This window comes from Paenirhizobium selenitireducens ATCC BAA-1503 (genome assembly GCF_900492185.1).
GTDB classification, from domain to species: domain Bacteria; phylum Pseudomonadota; class Alphaproteobacteria; order Rhizobiales; family Rhizobiaceae; genus Allorhizobium; species Allorhizobium selenitireducens_A.
Window position 1 is genome coordinate 147,734 of sequence record NZ_UEYP01000006.1, and the last position, 16,782, is coordinate 164,515.

Sequence of the window (16,782 nt, forward strand, 5' to 3'; positions counted from 1 at the left end):
CGCGGCCGAAGGCCGCAGCCTGGTCAGTTGTTGGCGGCCGGCGCGTCTTCTGCCGGTGCCTGTTCTGCGGGCGCCTGGTCGGCCGGAGCCTGGTCTGCAGGCGCCTCTGCGGCAGGTTCCTGCTTGCCAAGAATGCGGGAGCGGATCTGCGGCTCGATGTCTTCCGGCAACACGGCTTCGAGCTTCAGCACCAGCGTGTCGAGGAAGGGCTTCGACTTGGCATTGTTGACCCAGTCCGGCCGATGCTTGACGTCGACCAGCCAGTTCCAGAAGGCGACGGCCACGACCAGAAGCAGGATGCCGCGCGCCGCACCGAACAGGAAGCCCAGCGTGCGGTCGAGCGCGCCGATGCGGCTGTCGATGATGAAATCGGCGATCCGGCTGGTGATGAACGAAATGACGATCAGCGCGACGAGGAAGATGATGCCGGCCGAGCCGGCCACTGCGATGCGGTCGTCGCTCGTGTAGTTCTTCACGTAGGGCACGAGCATCGGATAGAGATAATAGGCGGCGGCAACCGCGCCGGCCCAACTGGCGATCGAAAGGACTTCGCGCGAGAAACCGCGCACCATGGCGAGCACGGCCGAGAACAGCACGACGCCGATGACAATACCGTCAAAAATCGTAATGGGCATAAATACCAACTCCAAGACTTGCCGGCCAACGCCCGCATGATTGCCATCGCGACCGCTGCCGCCTTAGGCTGGCGGCGCGCCGGATTGGATCAGACGCCGTCCCCTTCCGGGCGCGCCTTCAACCGGGAACCGGCAATGCGCGCCACGAGATCGGGCAGGCTTTCGACTTCATTCCACTTTCCCGTCGTCCCCTTCGGCAGTTCCGACGAGGCGGCGGGCAGCACAGCGGACGAGAAGCCGAGCTTTTCCGCTTCCTTCAGCCTTTGAGCGGTGTGCGAGACGGCACGGACGGCACCCGACAGGCTGACTTCGCCGAAATAGACGCAATCGGCGGGAAGGGCAAGACCGGCCAGCGACGAAACAAGGGCCGAGGCGATGGCCATGTCGGCCGCCGGCTCCGAGATGCGGTATCCACCGGCGACATTCAGGTAGACGTCGTGTTGTCCGAGCCGAACGCCGCAATGGGCTTCGAGCACGGCGAGGATCATCGCAAGACGCGACGAATCCCAGCCGACCACGGCGCGGCGCGGCGTGCCGAGCGTCGTCGGGGCCACCAGCGCCTGCACTTCGACCAGGACGGGGCGGGTGCCCTCCATGCCGGCAAACACGGCGGCGCCGGGCGAATTGGCATTGCGTTCGCCGAGGAAGAGTTCCGACGGGTTGGCAACCTCGCGCAGGCCCTTGTCGGACATTTCGAACACGCCGATCTCGTCGGTCGGGCCGAAGCGGTTCTTTACCGTGCGCAGGATGCGGTAGTGATGGCCGCGATCGCCCTCGAAGTAGAGCACGGCATCGACCATGTGCTCGACCACGCGCGGCCCGGCGATCTGGCCGTCCTTGGTAACATGGCCGACCAGTACCATGGTGGCGCCGGTCTGCTTGGCGAAGCGGATCATTGCCTGCACGCCGGTCCTGACCTGGGTGACGGTGCCGGGCGCCGAATCCGCCGTGTCGCTCCACAGCGTCTGGATCGAATCGATGATGACCAGATCGGGACGCTTGCCCTCGGAAATCGTGGCGAGGATGTCCTCGACATTGGTCTCGGCGGCAAGAAGAACCTCGGTGTCGGCGGCATGGAGACGCTGGGCACGCAGGCGAACCTGCGCGACGGCCTCTTCGCCCGAGACGTAGATCACGCGATGCCCCTTGCGCGACAGGGCGGCGGCCGCCTGCATCAGAAGCGTCGATTTGCCGATGCCGGGATCGCCGCCGATCAGGACCGCCGAGCCGCGCACGAAGCCGCCGCCGGTCGCCCGGTCGAGTTCGCCCATGCCGGTCGGGATGCGCGGCGCCTCCTCGATCTCGCCGGACAGCGAGGTGAGGGTAACCGGGCGGCCTTTCTTCGGCGTCTTGCCGGGGCCGGAACCGATGCCGCCCATCGGATCTTCCTCGACGATGGTGTTCCATTCGCCGCAGCCGTCGCATTTGCCCGCCCAGCGGTTATGCACCGTGCCGCAGTTCTGGCAGATGAATTGGGTCTTCGCTTTTGCCATGCCGTGGAGTCCGTCGCCGCGCAAATGCGGAACAAAGAGTGAATATCGCTCTCTCAGTTAGGAGAAAACGCCACAAGAGGCAAGCGGCTCCCGCAAGTCTTCAGCCCGCAAGTCTTCAGAGCGCGTCGATATAGCGGCGTTCGTAGCGCAGGCCGAGACTGGTCAGCAATTCGTAGCCGATGGTGCCCGCGGCGCGCGCGACATAATCGAGGGGCATGTTGGCGCCGAACAGTTCGACATAGTCGCCCGCGGCAATCGCGTTCGGCGGAACATCGGTGACGTCAAAGATCGTCAGGTCCATGGTAACGCGGCCGACGACCGGCACCTTGTAACCGGCGATGAAGCCGAAGGCGCCGGGAATGCCGGTCTCGCGCAACGGCACGCCGCTACCCGAAAGGGCGCGCAGATAGCCGTCGGCATAGCCGGCCGAGACGATGGCCAGCCGGCTGTCGCGGCTGAGCATGGCTGTGCCACCATAGCTGACCGTCTCCCCGGCCTTGGCTTCACGGATCTGCAGGATGCGGGCCTCGGCCGTCACGGCGGGACGCATCGGGTTGTCCATCCCGTTGACGGCCTCGCCGCCATAAAGCGCAATGCCGGGACGGGTCAGGTCGAAGTGATAGTCGGCGCCGAGGAAAGTTCCGGCAGAAGCTGAAAGGCTTGAATCAATGCCTTCGAAGGCGGTGCTAACCCTGCGGAAGGATTCAAGTTGCTGGCGGTTCATCGGCGAGGCCGGATCATCTGCGCAGGCAAGGTGGCTGAGAACGAGCACGGGCGAGAAGCTCGCCGGGCGTGACACGTCGTCAGCCAGCGCCAAGGCATCCTCGAGCGGCAGGCCGAGGCGGTTGAAGCCGGTATCGACATGCAGCGCGCAGGGGTGGTCGCCATGCTCGGCGACGACCGACATCCAGAAGGCGAGCTGTTCCTGCGAGGCGATGACCGGAACCAGGTCATGCTCGAAAAAGATGGCCTCCATGCCCGGCCAGATGCCGGAGAGAACGAAGATCCGTGCTTCCGGCGCATAGGCGCGCAGCGTCGCGCCTTCGGCGGGGACGGCTACAAAGAAATCGCGCGCGCCGGCATGGTAGAGGGTCTGGCCGACATCCTCGATGCCGAGGCCATAGGCGTCGGCCTTGACCACGGCGGCCGTGCGCGCCTTGCCCGAGCGGCGAGCCATGTCACGCCAATTGTCGGCAATGGCGGAAAGGTCGATGGTCAGACGCAGCGGAGCGGCGAGGAATTCATCGGCGGCGTCGGTAAGATCGAAGGCGGTCATTTCTACTCGTCGGGCATGAGGATTGTTTCGCGCATCCTACTGCTTTCCAAAGCCGGAAAAAGGCCGGCGCGGAAAATACCTTCGCGCTGCACAATTTTCTGGATGCCACAGTACGATGCCACACTATCATGCGACGCTTCTGAGATCGAAATCTGCATGAATGATGTCAAAAGGGACATGGATGCGCGCATCCTCATTCACTTCGATGAGGCCCCATTCGATCAGCGTCGCCGCATCTTCGTGAACGCGCTTGACATCGCGCGACAGCGCTGCCGCCAGAGCCCGGTAGGTCGAAGGACCAAGCGATTGCAGGGTTTCGATCAATGTCCAGCGCTTGGGCGTCAGCACGGTAAAGAGCTGTTCCGGCGAAGCGAAGCTGAAGACGTGATCCTGGGCTTCGCCGGTTTTCCAGGCGGCCAGGAACCCCTTGGCGGCATTCTGGAGCGCCGCCTCATCGTCGCGTTGAATTCTGATCGTTGCAGTCTTCATCGGCCGTGCTGCCTCCTTACGTGCACATCCTCGAGAAAATCGGCGATGAGCCTGTCAACCGTCGAGAATTCGTATCCTTCCTCGTGGCCGCGTATGTGCCTGTGATCGCCTTTGCCTCTTTCATTGTCGTAGGCGACCACCCTCTGTCCTTCGTAGCCGTAGAAGAGGCTGTACTTGTAGGCGTGGTGGCTGCCTGCCACGGGGCGTGGAACCTTCCAGATCACCATCTCGACGATGGCCCCATCCGACAACACGGTTTTCGAGCGATAGAGCAGCGCCGCCTTCATGTTGGCGATATTGCCAACACGAAGGCGGCGAGTCAAATAGACTCCGCTCAAGGCTCCTGATATTCGACGAAGCTCGGATCGGCCAAGTCGGCGAAGCGGGTGAATTCCGACTGGAAGGCGAGCTTGACGGTGCCGGTCGGTCCGTGACGCTGCTTGGCGATGATGACGTCGGCCGTGCCCTTGACCTTGTCCATCAACGCTTCCCATTCCGGATATTTCGGGTCGGCCAGGTCGCGTGGTTCGCTGTTCTTCACGTAATATTCCTCGCGGAACACGAAGAGCACAACGTCGGCGTCCTGCTCGATCGAGCCCGATTCGCGAAGGTCGGAAAGCTGCGGGCGCTTGTCTTCGCGGCTTTCGACACCGCGCGACAGCTGCGACAGCGCGATGATCGGCACATTGAGTTCTTTGCCGAGCGCCTTCAGGCCCGTGGTGATCTGGGTGATTTCCTGAACGCGGTTCTCGCCCGCCTTGCCGGTGCCGGTCATCAGCTGGATATAGTCGACCACCAGGCAGTCGAGGCCGCGCTGGCGCTTGAGGCGGCGGGCGCGGGCCGACAGCTGGGCAATGGAAATACCGCCGGTCTGGTCGATGAACAGCGGCACCTTCTGCATCATCTGCGAGCAGGCGACCAGCTTCTCGAAATCGGCCTCGGTGATGTCGCCGCGTCGGATCTTGGAGGACGAGACTTCCGTCTGCTCGGAAATGATACGGGTGGCGAGCTGTTCGGACGACATTTCCAGCGAGTAGAAGCCGACCACGCCGCCGTTCTTGGCCTTGAACGAGCCGTCCGGCATGATTTCCGGCTCATAGGCCGCCGCGATATTGTAAGCGATGTTGGTCGCAAGCGAGGTCTTGCCCATGCCGGGACGGCCGGCGAGCACGATCAAGTCGGAGCGCTGCAGACCGCCCATCTTGGCATCGAGCGACATGATGCCGGTGGAAATGCCCGACAGGTGGCCGTCGCGCTCGAAGGCGGCGCCCGCCATGTCGATCGCCTGGGCGACCGCATCGTTGAACGACTGGAAGCCGCCGTCATAGCGACCGTTCTCGGCCAGCGCGAAGAGGCGGCGCTCGGTGTCTTCGATCTGCGCCTGCGGCGGCATGTCGAGCGGCGCGTCATAAGCGATGTTGACGACGTCCTCGCCGATCTGGATCAGGGCGCGGCGCAGTGCCAGATCATAGATCGCCCGGCCATAATCCTCGGCGTTGATGATGGTGACCGCTTCGGAAGCCAGGCGCGCGAGATACTGCGCGACCGTCAGGTCGCCGACCTTCTGGTCGGCCGGCAGGAAGGTCTTGATCGTGACCGGATTGGCGGTCTTGCCCATGCGGATGATTTCCGAGGCGACCTCGAAGATCTTGCGGTGCAGGGGCTCGTAGAGGTGGTCCGGCTTGAGGAAGTCGGAGACGCGGTAATAGGCGTCGTTGTTGACGAGGATCGCGCCTAGCAGGGCCTGTTCGGCCTCGATATTGTTCGGCGCTTCCCGGTAATGGGGCTCGGCCGGTTGAAGCGGGGCAATCTTGCGCGCAGCATCGTTCATCGCGGGCTACCGTCTTTTCTTCTCGGAAATGTCGATCGTGTTGGCCCTAGGATTTGGCGGCTGGACCGGTGCGAGTCAACTTCAATCGAGCGCGTCGGACTTGTCCCCTTCTATCCACAGGGGGCCTGAAAAAATCTGCGCGCCGCCGATGAAAGAGCTTGCATAGCCATTTGCCGCGCGAATCGCAGGGCACCATTCAATCATATCCCAAAGGGGTGCCGTCAGCGCAAATACTTCGCCCCTTCACTGCCCGGCTGCAAAGGGTCGGGCAAAGTAAAACGCCCGGGACGAAGGGCCCGGGCGTTCTTTCTTGTGGGTTGGCCGAAGCTTATTCTTCGTCGCCGTCGCGGTCGGCTTCCGGATTGAAGAAGTCTTCCGGACGAAGTGCGTCTTCGTCGATGCCGTAGATGGCATCAGCCGAGGTGAGGCTTTCGCCCTTGGCCTGGCGTTCTGCTTCTTCAGCCGAACGGGCGACGTTCAGTTCGACCGAGATCTCGACTTCCGAATGCAGGTGGATGACCACCTTGTGCAGGCCGATGGTCTTGATCGGGGTGTTCAGTTCGACCTGGTTGCGGCCGATGACGAAGTCTTCGGCGCCGAGGATTTCGACAACGTCGCGAGCTGCGACCGAACCGTAGAGCTGGCCGGTTTCGCCGGCCGAGCGGACGACGATGAACGACTTGCCGTCGAGCACGTCGGCGACCTTCTGGGCTTCGGACTTGCGCTCGAGGTTACGGGCTTCGAGCGTCGCGCGCTCGGCGTCGAAACGCGCCTTGTTGGCGGCGTTGGCGCGCAGCGCCTTGCCGAGCGGCAGGAGGTAGTTACGGGCAAAGCCGTCGCGAACCTTGACGGTTTCGCCCATCTGGCCGAGCTTGGCGATGCGTTCGAGAAGAATGACGTCCATGTTTTTGTTCCTTTCAGTTTGCGTTCAAGATTTGGAATTGTCGGTTTCGGCCTTGGCTGCCGGGGTCAGGGCCACGGTCCGCTTGGTATCGGCAAGTCCGAGGACGAGAATGAGGAAGGCCGGCAGGATCATCGGCGCGGACAGGTAGGCAAGCACTAGCACCGGCAGGCGCCAGTCCTTGCCGCGCGTCCTCAGATGCAGCGAGCCGAAGCCGGCGAGCAGGAAACCCGCGCCGAAGGTGCCGCAGACCGTCGCGCCGATCAGGGCAGGCGTGCCGCCGATGAAGCAGGCGACGATGCCGGCGAGGAAGACAAAGACCGCATTGCGGTTCATCCTGAGCGACGACGGCAGATCCTCGCGCGGACGCAGTGCCCGGCCCGAAGCGCTGACGACGCGCATGGCGAAATAGTAGGCGGCAAACAGCATCAGCACCCACATGCCGCCCTGGACGATCGGCAGGAGCAGGACCATCATGCCCTTGATCTGATCGACGGCGGCCGGATCGGCCGCAAGGCTCGGATCGCGCGCATTGATCGAGGAAAACAGCATGTCGACCATCTGGCCCGTCAGTTCGGGGCCATAGCCGATCATCACGCCGAGGAAGATCACCGCGAGCGTGACCAGGGCGCAGAGATGCAGCAGGATGTCCGACAGCGGATACCAGGCCATCAGGTCGTCAGGGCCGCCGATCTCGGAGGCCGGGCGGGCGAGATTGGCCAGATGGCTGAGCCAGCCGGCGGGCAGGAGCGTGAAGACCGCCATGGCGACCGCAAAGAGGGGCGAGATGGCGAGCGCGCCGAGAATGGCCGCGGTGCCGACGGCGGCGATCGCCGCGACATTGCCCCAGCCGAGACCGACGATCAGCACGGGCAGGGCGGAGGCGGCATAGAGAATAGACGAAAAGGACGGCTGCGCATTCGCGCCCAGCACCAGCAGGGCAGCGGTAACACCGGCGATCACGCCGATCAGCAGCAATTGTCCGTTCACTTGTTTCACGTTCGCTGTCCTGCCGGTTCAAGCAGTTAGGGGATAGAACGGATTCAAATCCTGAACTCCGTCCCCAACATGGGATTTCACCTGAGGTCGTTCATGCTTTTCATCAAGCGAGCGACCTTCGGCATGGTTCCGATCCGCGCCCAACGCGGAAGGGATGAAGCCCGCCGGTCGGTGACCGGCAGGCTTCGGATCAGATTACGCTACGACGTAGGGCAGCAGGCCGAGGAAGCGGGCGCGCTTGATGGCCTGGGCCAGTTCGCGCTGCTTCTTCTGGGAAACCGCGGTGATACGCGAGGGAACGATCTTGCCGCGCTCGGAAATGTAGCGCTGCAGAAGGCGAACGTCCTTGTAGTCGATCTTCGGAGCATTGGCGCCCGAGAAGGGGCAGGTCTTGCGACGACGATGGAAGGGACGACGTGCCTGAGAAGAGGATGCATCAGCCATTGTAATTTCTCCTTTTGCTCAGCTTACGCGCGGTCTTCGCGCGGACGACGCTCGAAGCCACCTTCGCGCGGGCCACGGTCCGGACGCGGACCACGGTCGCCGAAGCCGCCTTCGCGGCGCGGGCCACGATCGTCGCCGTCACGACGCGGACGGTCGTCACGGTCGCGCTTCTGCATCATCGCAGACGGGCCTTCTTCGTGGGCTTCGACGGCGATGGTCATGTAACGAAGAACGTCTTCGTTGATGCGCATCTGGCGTTCCATTTCGTGGATCGCTGCACCCGAAGCTTCGATGTCCATCAGGGCGTAGTGCGCCTTGCGGTTCTTCTTGATGCGGTAGGTCAGGGACTTGAGGCCCCAGTTTTCTACGCGCCCGACCTTGCCGCCATTCGCTTCGATAACACCCTTGTACTGTTCGACGAGGGCATCAACCTGCTGTGCGGACATATCCTGCCGGGCAAGGAATACATGTTCGTAAAGAGCCATTGTAAGCTTTGCCTTTCTTGCGGTTGTCATCACCCGGATCCGGCGCTAAGCCTCAACGACTGCTCCTGTTCGGCCGAGCCGAGGCAAGAAAAGCGTTGTGTTCGAGACGGTCGAGAGCGGAGACACGGGAGGCCGGAAAACCCTTCGGTTCCTGCGGCTTCCTCATCGGAAGCCGGCCCTCCGTTCAGCCACCAGCCAGGAGACCGGGTGTTGTGAACAGCGCGCTTATACGGATTTTCGCGCCGATGGCAAGCGTTTGCGACGGAAAACTGCCGCTGCCGTCGGCGCGCAGGGTTTCAGATCGGCGCCGGATAGACCCGGTGAACCTTGCCGATCTCCTTCAGGATCTCGTCCGACAGTCTGATATCGGCCGAACCTATGTCGGTCTTCAACTGCTCCATCGTCGTCGCACCAATGATGACGGAGGCCATGAAGGGGCGCGTCAGGCAGAAGGCGATGGCCAGTTGCGAGGGGTCGATGCCATGCTTCGCCGCCATGTCGACATAGGCGCGAACCGCCGGTTCCTGCAACGGCTGCAGGCGACCGCCGAGGTCGCCGTTGATCGCCGCGCGCGAACCCGCCGGCTTGGTTCCTCCGAGATACTTGCCGGTCAAAAGCCCGGCGGCGAGCGGTGAATAGGCGAGGAGGCCCACGTCCTCGTGGTGGGAGAGTTCCGCCATGTCGAGGTCATAGTGACGATAGAGCAGGCTGTATTCGTTCTGCACCGTGGCGACGCGCGGCAGGCCGCGCGCCTCGGCGATCGCGATGAACTTCTGCGTGCCCCAGGTCGTCTCGTTGGACAGGCCGATGGCGCGGATCTTGCCGGCCTTGACGCACTCGTCCAGCGCCTCGAGCTTCTCGGTCATGTCGGCAAGCGTGCGCTCTCGGTCCTGGCCATAAGGGTTGTAGGTCCAGGCCTGGCGGAAGTGGAAATGGCCACGGTTGGGCCAGTGGATCTGGTAGAGGTCGATGTAATCGGTCTGCAGGCGCTTGAGGCTGGCGTCCACCGCCTCGCGGATCGAAGCGCCGGTGATCGGTTTGCCCTCGCGGATATAGGGACGACCGGCGCCGGCGACCTTGGTGGCGAGCACGATGTCCTTGCGCTTGCCGGTCTTCTTGAACCAGTTTCCGATGATCGTTTCGGTCAATGCGTAGGTTTCGGGCGAAAGCGGCGTGGTTGGATAGAGTTCGGCGGTGTCGAAGAAATTGACGCCGTGTTCGACGGCATAGTCCATCTGGTCGAAGGCTTCTGCTTCGGTGTTCTGCGAGCCCCAGGTCATGGTGCCGAGGCAGATTTCGGAGACGGAGATGCCGGTGCGGCCGAGTGTATTGTGCTTCATGAAAAAGGAATCCGTGGTGGGGGCTTCGGAAAGGTAGAGAGGACCGGCGGAAATTTAGGGGCGCCTCGATCATTCGCAAGGGCAAAATGCGCCGAATCGGTTCCGTGGGCAAAAAGTCGACCGAGGGCCCCCGGTCTTGACTCACTGGAAAAACACGTCAATGGGAAAGGAAAAAGTCAGGGAAGAACATCATCCCGAGAAGGAATATCCCCATGAGCATTGCATTCACATTCCCCGGCCAGGGCAGTCAGGCCGTTGGCATGGGCAAGGAGCTTGCCGAAACCTATGCGGAAGCCAAGGCGGTTTTTGCGGAAGTCGACGAGGCGCTCGGCGAAAAGCTCTCGGCCATCATGTTCGATGGACCGGAAGAGACCTTGACCCTCACCGCCAACGCCCAGCCGGCATTGATGGCCGTGTCGATGGCGGTGATGCGAGTCATGCAGGCGCGCGGCCTCGACCTGAAATCCAGGGTTTCCTTCGTCGCCGGCCATTCGCTCGGTGAATATTCCGCGCTCTGTGCTGCCGAAACCTTCTCGCTCGCCGACACCGCGCGCCTGCTGCGCATTCGCGGCAATGCCATGCAGGCGGCCGTTCCGGTGGGCGAGGGCGCCATGGCGGCGATCATTGGCCTCGAGCACGGCGATGTGCAGGCTGCCTGCCAGGAGGCGTCTGCTTCCGGCCCCTGCCAGATCGCCAACGACAATGGCGGCGGCCAGCTGGTCATCTCCGGCGCCAAGGCGGCCGTCGAGATGGCAGCGGCTCTTGCCACGGAAAAAGGCGCCAAGCGCGCCATCATGCTGCCGGTCTCGGCTCCCTTCCACTCGGCCCTGATGGCTCCCGCCGCAGACGCCATGCGCGAGGCGCTGGCCAAGGTCGAAAAACACGATCCGGTCGTGCCGCTGATCGCTAATGTGCGCGCTGCCCCCGTCACCAATGCCGGCGAAATTGCCGACCTTCTCGTCGAGCAGGTGACCGGCCAGGTCCGCTGGCGCGAGACCGTCGAATGGTTCGGCGCCAACGGTGTCACCACGCTTTATGAAGTCGGCTCCGGCAAGGTGCTGACCGGGCTTGCCCGCCGCATCGACAAGAACGTCAGCGGCATTGCCGTCAATTCTGCGGCCGACATCGACGCCGCGCTTGTTGCGCTACTCGGCTGATTGTCTGGATGATCTGGAACAAGGAACTAGGAACATGTTTGACCTGACCGGCCGCAAGGCCCTCGTCACCGGCGCGACCGGTGGCATCGGCGAGGAAATCGCCAGGCAGTTGCACGCCCAGGGCGCCATCGTCGGCCTGCACGGCACCCGCGTCGAAAAGCTCGAGGCATTGGCCGCCGAACTCGGCGACCGCGTCAAGATCTTCCCGGCCAACCTGTCCGACCGCGACGAGGTCAAGGCGCTCGGCGAGAAAGCCGAGGCGGACCTCGAAGGCGTTGACATCCTGGTCAACAATGCCGGCATCACCAAGGACGGCCTGTTCGTCCGCATGGCCGACGCCGACTGGGACAGCGTCCTCGAAGTCAACCTGACGGCCGTCTTCCGCCTGACGCGCGAACTCACCCATCCGATGATGCGCCGCCGCTTCGGCCGCATCATCAACATCACCTCGGTCGTCGGCGTTACCGGCAATCCGGGCCAGGCGAACTACTGCGCCTCCAAGGCCGGGATGATCGGTTTCTCCAAGTCGCTCGCCCAGGAAATCGCCACCCGCAACGTGACGGTCAACTGCGTCGCTCCGGGCTTTATCGAAAGCGCCATGACCGGCAAGCTCAACGACAAGCAGAAGGACGCCATCATGGGCGCCATCCCGATGCGTCGCATGGGCACCGGCTCGGAAGTCGCTTCGGCCGTCGTCTATCTCGCATCCAACGAGGCGAGCTACATGACCGGGCAGACTTTGCACGTCAACGGCGGCATGGCGATGATCTGAGCAAGTCTCGCGCGTGAGCCACTGCTTGCCCAATTGGGTGTTGAGCACGGGCCTCGCGCGATTTTTCTGGCTTTGCGGCGCGGCGAAACCGTGTTAAGCGGGCCATGACTGTGAACAGTCGTTCCGTCTCCCAAGGCGATTGCTATGCACTTGATTGTATGGTTGGTTCATTGAGACGGGGCTGAACGGGTTTGCCGGTGGCGATGAAGTGTTCGCCGGTTTGAACAGGGTAGGGAAGTCGTCCAGACGCCCCTGAGATTAAGAAGGTCGAGGAAACCGACATGAGCGATATCGCAGAACGCGTTAAGAAAATTGTTGTTGATCATCTCGGCGTAGACGCTGAAAAGGTTGTTGAAGGCGCAAGCTTCATCGATGATCTGGGTGCGGACTCGCTCGACACGGTCGAACTGGTCATGGCCTTCGAAGAAGAATTCGGCGTCGAGATCCCGGACGATGCGGCTGACTCGATCCTGACGGTCGGCGACGCCGTAAAGTTCATCGAGAAGGCTCAGCCCTGATCGATTGCACGCATAGCGGGACGGCGGCTGTGGCTGCCTTTCCCGCCGGGGCCCGCGACATGCGGGCCTTACTGTTTTCTGATGACATCGACTGCAAGAGTGGGGTGGACTACGGGCGATGAGACGTGTCGTTATCACCGGTACCGGCATGGTATCTCCGCTAGGGTGTGGAACTGAACTGACCTGGTCGAAACTTCTCGCCGGGGAAAGTGGTGCCCGCCTCGTGACCGAATTCGAGGTCGATGACCTGCCGGCCAAGGTCGCCTGTCGTATCCCGACCGGCGATGCAGAGGGCGCCTTCAATCCCGACGACTGGATGGAGCTCAAGGAGCAACGCAAGGTCGATCATTTCATCATCTATGCGATCGCAGCCGCCGACATGGCGCTGAACGACGCCGGCTGGCATCCGAAGACCGATGACGACCAGTGTGCCACCGGCGTTCTGATCGGCTCCGGCATCGGCGGCATCGAAGGTATCGTCGAGGCCGGCTACATCCTGCGCGACAAGGGCCCCCGTCGCCTGTCGCCGTTCTTCATTCCCGGTCGACTGATCAATCTGGCCTCTGGCCAGGTATCCATTCGCCACAAGCTGCGCGGTCCCAATCACTCGGTCGTCACCGCCTGCTCCACCGGCGCCCATGCGATCGGTGACGCGGCCCGCCTAATCGCATTCGGCGACGCCGACGTCATGGTGGCCGGCGGCACGGAATCGCCGATCAGCCGCATTTCGCTGGCCGGCTTTGCCGCCTGCAAGGCGCTGTCGACGGCACGCAACGACGATCCGAAGGCCGCCTCGCGTCCCTATGACAAGGACCGCGACGGCTTCGTCATGGGCGAGGGGGCCGGCATCGTCGTGCTCGAAGAGCTCGAGCACGCAAAGGCGCGGGGCGCCAAGATTTATGCCGAAGTGGTCGGTTACGGCCTGTCCGGCGATGCCTTCCATATCACCGCTCCCTCCGAGGACGGCGATGGCGCCTTCCGCTGCATGACCATGGCGCTGAAGCGCGCCGGTCTCACCCCGGCAGATGTCGACTACATCAATGCCCATGGCACATCGACCATGGCCGACACCATCGAGCTCGGCGCGGTCGAGCGTCTCGTCGGCGAGTCGGCCTCGAAGATTTCGATGTCCTCGACCAAGTCGGCGATCGGCCACCTCTTGGGTGCTGCCGGTGCCGTGGAGGCGATCTTCTCCGCACTTGCCATTCGCGACAATGTCGCACCTCCGACGCTGAACCTCGACAATCCCGATGTCGAGACGGCGATCGACCTCGTGCCCCACAAGGCGCGCAAGCGCGAAATCAACGTCGCGCTGTCCAACTCCTTCGGATTTGGCGGTACGAACGCCTCCCTGGTGCTTCGGCGCTACGAGGGCTGAGCGCCGCGACCATGGCAAAGTTTGTGGATGCCGGGGCGCAAGTCCCGCTTCCACCTGCTTTTTGCCGTATTGCTTGGCCAGACAGCAGCGATACCGAACTGAAGAGGATTGCCTGTGACCGACGATAGCCAGAACAGCGGGATTTCCTTTGGCCGCGGAGCGGAAACCTCTGCAAAAGGGCCGATCATTCCGAAGTCTCCGACCGAGGCACTCCGTCCGGAGCGGGTTCCCGCTCCGCCCCGGCGTTCGCGCAAGGCGCGCAGCCAGGTGGTGATCTTCCTCAACTTTCTGATGACGATGGTGGTAGCGGTCTGCGTGATCGCGGTCGCCGTGTTCTTCTATGCGATGTCGGCCTACCAGAATCCCGGTCCGCTCGCCACCAACACCAATTTCGTCGTGCGCAGCGGCGCGGGCCTCGCCGAGATCGCCGGCAGCCTCGAGCGCAACGGCATCATCACCGATTCCCGCATCTTCCGCCATGTGACCGCGACCTACCTGCGGGAAGGCGAGAGCCTGAAAGCCGGCGAATACGAGATCAAGGCGTCCGCGTCGATGAAGGAGATCATGGATCTGCTGAAGTCGGGAAAGTCAATTCTTTACTCCGTTTCGATGCCGGAGGGCCTGACCGTCAAGCAGATGTTCAAGCGGCTGGCGGACGATCCGGTTCTGGAAGGCGAACTGCCGGCCGAACTGCCGGTCGAGGGTTCGCTGCGCCCGGACACCTACAAGTTCTCGCGCGGCACCAAGCGTACAGAGATCGTCAACCAGATGGCGGCGGCGCAGCAGAGGCTCGTCGACCAGATCTGGGAGAAACGTGATCCCGACCTCCCGATCAAGACCAGGGAGGAGTTCGTCACGCTCGCCTCGATCGTCGAGAAGGAGACCGGCAAGGACGACGAGCGTGCCCATGTCGCATCGGTCTTCATCAATCGCCTGGCCAAGGGCATGCGGCTGCAGTCCGACCCGACGATCGTCTACGGCTTGTTTGGCGGTGACGGCAAGCCATCCGATCGGCCGATCTACCAGTCGGACCTGAAGAAGGAAACGCCGTACAACACCTACGTCATCAAGGGACTGCCGCCGGGCCCGATCGCCAATCCGGGCCGTGCCGCGCTCGAGGCCGTCGCCCATCCGTGGAAGACCAAGGACCTGTACTTCGTCGCGGACGGCACCGGAGGCCATGTCTTTGCCGCGACGCTCGATGAGCACAATGCGAATGTGCGCAACTGGCGCAAGATCGAGGCCGAACGTGGCGAGGATCCGGGTGCAGCGGTCGATGCGCCGCCGGAAGCCGATCCGGACGCCGCCGCCGCGAAGAAGAAGAAGAGCTGAGCAGCTAACCGAGGACAGGTCGATGGCACTGCAATCCATGACCGGCTTTGCCCGGAGCGAGGGAACCAGCGGTCGGCATCGCTGGGCCTGGGAGTTGCGCTCGGTGAATGGCAAGGGGCTGGACATCCGGATGCGCCTTCCGCAGGGCATGGAAGGCCTTGAAAGCGACATCCGGCGTCTGCTGTCGCAATTTTTGACGCGCGGCAATGTCCAGGTCGGACTGACCGTGCAGGTGAGCGAGAACCGCGTCGAGGCCGTGCTCAATCGCGACGCGCTCGATGCTCTGCTGAAATTGAGGGATGAACTCGGTGCGGCGCTGGTCGATCCTGCGCCGCTGAGACTCGACGCCCTGTTGTCGATCCGTGGTCTCGTCGAATTCAAGGAAGCGGCCGACGACGCAGAAGCGGTTTCCCGGCGTGAGGCGGATATTCTCGCCGGCCTGGAACAGGCCGTGCATGCGCTGTGCGAGATGCGGCGCATCGAGGGTGATGCGCTCTATCGCCTGCTTTCGGACCAGGTGACTCGTATCGAGGAACTGGCGCTGACCGTCGAGGCCGATCCGTCGCGCCAGCCCGGCGAGATTGCCCGGCGCCTGGAGAGCCAGATCGCCACGCTGATGGGCGCTGCCGGCACGCTCGACCGTGACCGGCTGCATGCCGAGGTGGCGCTTCTGGCCACCCGCGCCGATCTGCGCGAGGAGATCGACCGGCTGAAGGCGCATGTCGCCGCCGCACGTGATCTCCTGGCGCTTGGCGGCCCCGTCGGTCGCAAGCTCGATTTCATTGCGCAGGAATTCAACCGCGAATCGAATACCATCTGTTCGAAGTCGAACGGCGTGGCCGTTACCGCCGCGGGCATCGAGTTGAAGGTCGTGATCGACCAGTTCCGCGAACAGGTCCAGAATTTGGAGTGAACTGATGGCAGAGGGCAAGGGGGCGGTCGTCCAGATCGCGCGCCGGGGGTTGATGCTGGTGATCTCGTCGCCTTCGGGCGCGGGAAAGTCGACGATTGCGCGCACGCTGATGGAGCGGGACCGCCAGATCGGCATGTCGGTCAGCGTCACCACGCGCCAGCGGCGCCAGAGCGAGATCGAGGGGGTGCATTACCACTTTGCCTCGCAACGCGAATTCGAGCGCATGCGCGATTCGGACTCGCTGCTGGAATGGGCCGAGGTTCACGGCAATTTCTACGGCACGCCGCGCGAACCTGTCGAGCTTGCAATGTCCGAGGGCCGTGACATGCTGTTCGACATCGACTGGCAGGGTGCGCAACAGTTGCAGGACAAGATGAAGGCTGACGTCGTGTCGATCTTCATCCTGCCGCCGACCATGGCCGAGCTTCAGTCGCGCCTGCACCGCCGCGCCGAGGACACCGAAGAGGTCATCCAGACGCGGCTTGCCAATTCCCGCTCCGAGATCGGCCACTGGCGCGAGTATGATTATGTCATCGTCAATGACGACCTGCAGACGGCTTTCGATGCCGTCCAGTCGATCGTCAAGGCCGAGCGACTCCGCCGTGACCGCCGCCATGGGCTGTTCGACTTCGTCAGCACCCTCGTCGAATCGGATGGACGCTGACTGCGACCCATGCGCGCATCGGCACCGCCGCGGCTAGAAAATACAAAGTGAGCTTCAGCTAAAGTTAATAGTTGAGCGCCGTTTACTTGTTTTCGCGACAAGGCCCGCCAGGAGCGTGCCATCCCCCCATCGTGAGACGAGAAAATGCGTTTGAA

18 protein-coding genes are annotated in these 16,782 nt (G+C 63.0%); 7 read left to right on the forward strand and 11 right to left on the reverse strand.

What is annotated here, in order from left to right; all coding sequences use genetic code 11:
* Positions 1-23: 23 nt before the first annotated feature.
* The 11 genes from RHIZ70P_RS12695 to RHIZ70P_RS12750 all read right to left on the reverse strand — a co-directional run bounded on the left by RHIZ70P_RS12695 (position 24) and on the right by RHIZ70P_RS12750 (position 9,893).
* Positions 24-635, reverse strand: coding sequence for a CvpA family protein (locus RHIZ70P_RS12695; RefSeq protein ID WP_115670676.1), 612 nt, complete (start codon positions 633-635; stop codon positions 24-26).
* A gap of 89 nt (positions 636-724) precedes the next feature.
* A complete protein-coding gene (radA, locus tag RHIZ70P_RS12700; protein ID WP_115670677.1) occupies positions 725-2,128 on the reverse strand; it encodes a DNA repair protein RadA in 1,404 nt (467 codons plus the stop codon).
* Positions 2,129-2,243: 115 nt separating this feature from the next.
* The gene (gene alr / locus RHIZ70P_RS12705) at positions 2,244-3,404 is read right to left on the reverse strand and encodes an alanine racemase (RefSeq protein WP_115670678.1); all 1,161 of its coding nucleotides are present in this window, start codon (positions 3,402-3,404) and stop codon (positions 2,244-2,246) included.
* 126 nt (positions 3,405-3,530) lie between these two features.
* On the reverse strand, positions 3,531-3,893 hold the full coding sequence (locus RHIZ70P_RS12710) for a transcriptional regulator (protein ID WP_115670679.1): 363 nt from the start codon (positions 3,891-3,893) through the stop codon (positions 3,531-3,533).
* On the reverse strand, positions 3,890-4,180 hold the full coding sequence (locus tag RHIZ70P_RS12715) for a toxin-antitoxin system TumE family protein (protein WP_115670859.1): 291 nt from the start codon (positions 4,178-4,180) through the stop codon (positions 3,890-3,892). Before RHIZ70P_RS12715 ends, RHIZ70P_RS12710 begins: the two co-directional genes overlap by 4 nt.
* 47 nt (positions 4,181-4,227) lie before the next feature.
* Positions 4,228-5,724, reverse strand: coding sequence for a replicative DNA helicase (locus tag RHIZ70P_RS12720; RefSeq protein WP_115670680.1), 1,497 nt, complete (start codon positions 5,722-5,724; stop codon positions 4,228-4,230).
* A 328-nt stretch (positions 5,725-6,052) separates the two neighbouring features.
* Positions 6,053-6,628: a 50S ribosomal protein L9 gene (rplI, locus tag RHIZ70P_RS12725; protein WP_115670681.1), complete on the reverse strand. Its 576-nt coding sequence runs from the start codon at positions 6,626-6,628 to the stop codon at positions 6,053-6,055.
* A gap of 24 nt (positions 6,629-6,652) precedes the next feature.
* A complete protein-coding gene (locus RHIZ70P_RS12730) occupies positions 6,653-7,624 on the reverse strand; it encodes a DUF2232 domain-containing protein (protein ID WP_115670682.1) in 972 nt (323 codons plus the stop codon).
* A 195-nt stretch (positions 7,625-7,819) separates the two neighbouring features.
* Entirely contained in the window at positions 7,820-8,068 is a 249-nt protein-coding gene (rpsR, locus tag RHIZ70P_RS12735; RefSeq protein ID WP_003502063.1) for a 30S ribosomal protein S18, read from the reverse strand.
* A gap of 23 nt (positions 8,069-8,091) precedes the next feature.
* Entirely contained in the window at positions 8,092-8,553 is a 462-nt protein-coding gene (rpsF, locus tag RHIZ70P_RS12740; protein ID WP_115670683.1) for a 30S ribosomal protein S6, read from the reverse strand.
* 296 nt (positions 8,554-8,849) lie between these two features.
* Positions 8,850-9,893, reverse strand: coding sequence for an aldo/keto reductase (locus RHIZ70P_RS12750; RefSeq protein WP_115670684.1), 1,044 nt, complete (start codon positions 9,891-9,893; stop codon positions 8,850-8,852).
* Between the two features lie 212 nt (positions 9,894-10,105).
* On the opposite strand from RHIZ70P_RS12750, the gene fabD reads away from it, so the two are divergent.
* From fabD to gmk, 7 genes are all read left to right on the forward strand, one after another.
* The gene (gene fabD, locus RHIZ70P_RS12755; protein ID WP_115670685.1) at positions 10,106-11,050 is read left to right on the forward strand and encodes an ACP S-malonyltransferase; all 945 of its coding nucleotides are present in this window, start codon (positions 10,106-10,108) and stop codon (positions 11,048-11,050) included.
* Between the two features lie 34 nt (positions 11,051-11,084).
* Positions 11,085-11,822, forward strand: coding sequence for a 3-oxoacyl-[acyl-carrier-protein] reductase (fabG, locus tag RHIZ70P_RS12760; RefSeq protein WP_115670686.1), 738 nt, complete (start codon positions 11,085-11,087; stop codon positions 11,820-11,822).
* Between the two features lie 281 nt (positions 11,823-12,103).
* Entirely contained in the window at positions 12,104-12,340 is a 237-nt protein-coding gene (locus tag RHIZ70P_RS12765; RefSeq protein WP_028736116.1) for an acyl carrier protein, read from the forward strand.
* A 118-nt stretch (positions 12,341-12,458) separates the two neighbouring features.
* A complete protein-coding gene (gene fabF, locus RHIZ70P_RS12770; protein WP_115670687.1) occupies positions 12,459-13,718 on the forward strand; it encodes a beta-ketoacyl-ACP synthase II in 1,260 nt (419 codons plus the stop codon).
* 114 nt (positions 13,719-13,832) lie between these two features.
* On the forward strand, positions 13,833-15,050 hold the full coding sequence (gene mltG, locus RHIZ70P_RS12775) for an endolytic transglycosylase MltG (RefSeq protein ID WP_115670688.1): 1,218 nt from the start codon (positions 13,833-13,835) through the stop codon (positions 15,048-15,050).
* A 22-nt stretch (positions 15,051-15,072) separates the two neighbouring features.
* Entirely contained in the window at positions 15,073-15,963 is an 891-nt protein-coding gene (locus RHIZ70P_RS12780) for a YicC/YloC family endoribonuclease (RefSeq protein WP_115670689.1), read from the forward strand.
* 4 nt (positions 15,964-15,967) lie between these two features.
* Positions 15,968-16,627 (forward strand): guanylate kinase, encoded by a 660-nt coding sequence (gene gmk, locus RHIZ70P_RS12785; protein ID WP_115670690.1) that lies wholly within the window; start codon positions 15,968-15,970, stop codon positions 16,625-16,627.
* Positions 16,628-16,782 lie beyond the last annotated feature (155 nt).

What these genes read in the sequence shown, in the direction of transcription:
- RHIZ70P_RS12695 (WP_115670676.1), bottom strand. Translation starts at nt 635, where the DNA reads ATGCCCATTACGATTTTTGACGGTATTGTCATCGGCGTCGTGCTGTTC.
- radA (WP_115670677.1), bottom strand. Translation starts at nt 2,128, where the DNA reads ATGGCAAAAGCGAAGACCCAATTCATCTGCCAGAACTGCGGCACGGTG.
- alr (WP_115670678.1), bottom strand. Translation starts at nt 3,404, where the DNA reads ATGACCGCCTTCGATCTTACCGACGCCGCCGATGAATTCCTCGCCGCT.
- RHIZ70P_RS12710 (WP_115670679.1), bottom strand. Translation starts at nt 3,893, where the DNA reads ATGAAGACTGCAACGATCAGAATTCAACGCGACGATGAGGCGGCGCTC.
- RHIZ70P_RS12715 (WP_115670859.1), bottom strand. Translation starts at nt 4,180, where the DNA reads ATGAAGGCGGCGCTGCTCTATCGCTCGAAAACCGTGTTGTCGGATGGG.
- RHIZ70P_RS12720 (WP_115670680.1), bottom strand. Translation starts at nt 5,724, where the DNA reads ATGAACGATGCTGCGCGCAAGATTGCCCCGCTTCAACCGGCCGAGCCC.
- rplI (WP_115670681.1), bottom strand. Translation starts at nt 6,628, where the DNA reads ATGGACGTCATTCTTCTCGAACGCATCGCCAAGCTCGGCCAGATGGGC.
- rpsR (WP_003502063.1), bottom strand. Translation starts at nt 8,068, where the DNA reads ATGGCTGATGCATCCTCTTCTCAGGCACGTCGTCCCTTCCATCGTCGT.
- rpsF (WP_115670683.1), bottom strand. Translation starts at nt 8,553, where the DNA reads ATGGCTCTTTACGAACATGTATTCCTTGCCCGGCAGGATATGTCCGCA.
- RHIZ70P_RS12750 (WP_115670684.1), bottom strand. Translation starts at nt 9,893, where the DNA reads ATGAAGCACAATACACTCGGCCGCACCGGCATCTCCGTCTCCGAAATC.
- fabD (WP_115670685.1), top strand. Translation starts at nt 10,106, where the DNA reads ATGAGCATTGCATTCACATTCCCCGGCCAGGGCAGTCAGGCCGTTGGC.
- fabG (WP_115670686.1), top strand. Translation starts at nt 11,085, where the DNA reads ATGTTTGACCTGACCGGCCGCAAGGCCCTCGTCACCGGCGCGACCGGT.
- RHIZ70P_RS12765 (WP_028736116.1), top strand. Translation starts at nt 12,104, where the DNA reads ATGAGCGATATCGCAGAACGCGTTAAGAAAATTGTTGTTGATCATCTC.
- fabF (WP_115670687.1), top strand. Translation starts at nt 12,459, where the DNA reads ATGAGACGTGTCGTTATCACCGGTACCGGCATGGTATCTCCGCTAGGG.
- RHIZ70P_RS12780 (WP_115670689.1), top strand. Translation starts at nt 15,073, where the DNA reads ATGGCACTGCAATCCATGACCGGCTTTGCCCGGAGCGAGGGAACCAGC.
- gmk (WP_115670690.1), top strand. Translation starts at nt 15,968, where the DNA reads ATGGCAGAGGGCAAGGGGGCGGTCGTCCAGATCGCGCGCCGGGGGTTG.